Origin of the sequence: Streptomyces sp. NPDC005820 (assembly GCF_040630255.1) — a bacterium.
GTDB lineage: Bacteria > Actinomycetota > Actinomycetes > Streptomycetales > Streptomycetaceae > Streptomyces.
Map to the genome: position 1 here is coordinate 1 of NZ_JBEXXE010000123.1, position 1,781 is coordinate 1,781.

The following is a 1,781-nucleotide window of genomic DNA, read 5'->3' on the forward strand; positions in this document are numbered from 1 at the left end:
AACCGGGTCGCCCCGAACAGCGCCAGGAACGGCACCAGATAGACGAACGGCGGCATGACCTGCGCCGCGTCCAGACTCGGCCGCATCACCCGGTCGACCATCCTGCTGCGCCCCATCCACACCCCGAAGACGATGCCCAGCCCCATCACCAGCACGGTGGCGACGACGGTCGAGGCGAGTGTCGTCATGGCGTCCGACCACATGCCCGTGGCGACCAGCAGACCCACGCACACCACCGTGGTGACCCCGGCCCGCCACCCGCCCAGCACGACCGCGAGGGCGACCAGCACCCCGGCCACCACCCACCACGGCGAGTCGGTGAGCAGCGTCTGGAACGGGTTCAGCAGACCATTGGTGATCGCGTCACGGAAGGCGTTCGTCAGGCCGGACAGGTTGTCCTGCGCCCAGGTGGTGGCCGTGTCGGCCGCGCTCGCGATCGAACTGCCGAGGCTGCCCTCGCCCGGGAACTCCGCCGCCCACACGTAGGTGTGCGACATGTAGACGAGGATCACGGTGACCGCCGCGCCCGCGCCGAGGAGTTGCTTGCGCCACTTCAGGAAGCGGTTCTTCGAGCCCCGGGCGCTCTCCTCACGGGCACTGGCCGCCGTGGTGACCCGGTCCAGCACGATCGCCATCACCACGATCGCCAGGCCCGCGTTGAACGCCGTACCGACGTCCAGGGACTGCAGGGCCTGGACCACGGTCTTGCCGAGACCGGGCGCGTCGATCAGCGCGGCGATGGTGACCATCGCGAGCGCGGCCATGATGGTCTGGTTGACGCCCATCACGACGGTGCGCTTGGACATCGGCAGCAGGACCTTCAGCAGGGCCTGCCTCCGGGTGGCGCCCAGCGAGTCGGCCGCCTCGACCGTCGTCGTCGGCACCGAGCGAATGGCGTGTGCGGTGATGCGGATCGCCGGCGGGGCCGCGTAGATGAGCGTCGCGATGGCCGCGGAGGCGCCGCCGATGAGGAAGAACAGGGTCAGCGGGGCCAGATAGACGAAGGTCGGCATCGTCTGCATGAAGTCCAGGAACGGCGTCACGACCCGGTTGAACCGGTCCGAAAGACCCGCCCACACTCCCAGCGGAATCGCGAACAGCAACGCGACCAGAACCGCCGAGAGCGTCAGGGCCAGGGTGTCCATGCTCTCCTGCCACAGCCCCTGCAACCCCATGAAAGTGAACCCGGCCACCGCCAGCAGTGCCACCCGCCAGTTCCCGACCGCCCAGGAGACGTACCCCGCGATTCCCACCACCCCGAGCCAGCCGATCTGCGGCACCGGCCGGGCGTCGGAGGGCTGGGAGATCAGATCCTGGACGAAGGTCACCAGGCTGTCGATGACCAGCCGGATCTCGTTGAAGAAGTAGATGAAGAGGGGGTTGGAGTTGCGGTTCGCGCCGATGGAGTCGTTGACGTCGTTGAACCAGCGGTGCAGTCCCGTCAGGTCGGCCGCGGCCAGCGACAGGGTCTGCTTTCCGCGCAGGACCGCGAAGAGCAGCAGCCAGACGACGAGGATCGCGCCGAGCAGCATGGGCCGGCTGACCTTGGGCACACGCCTGGCCGCAGCGGGCTGTCGCGTGGACTCGGTGTTCTCGGGTTTCTCGATGGCGACGGTCATCACCGGCCGCCTTCCTGCCCGGCCACGACCGCGAGGATCTCCTCGTCGCCGACGATCCCCAGCAGCCTGCCGTCCTCGACGACCTTCACCGGCTTCTCCGCGGCGAGGACCGCCCGGGTGGCCTCCCGGACCACCACGTCCGGACCCAGCTCCGGCCCGTCC

General features: G+C 69.2%; 1 protein-coding gene and 1 pseudogene. Both read right to left on the bottom strand.

The window, feature by feature from the left end:
• Positions 1–1,619: ABC transporter permease subunit (locus tag ABZ464_RS51980; RefSeq protein WP_359290043.1), on the bottom strand; the 1,619-nt coding region annotated here is incomplete at its 3' end.
• Positions 1,619–1,781, bottom strand: a pseudogene (locus tag ABZ464_RS51985) (glycine/betaine ABC transporter ATP-binding protein); the annotation flags it as partial. The pseudogene ABZ464_RS51985 and the gene ABZ464_RS51980, both read right to left, overlap by 1 nt.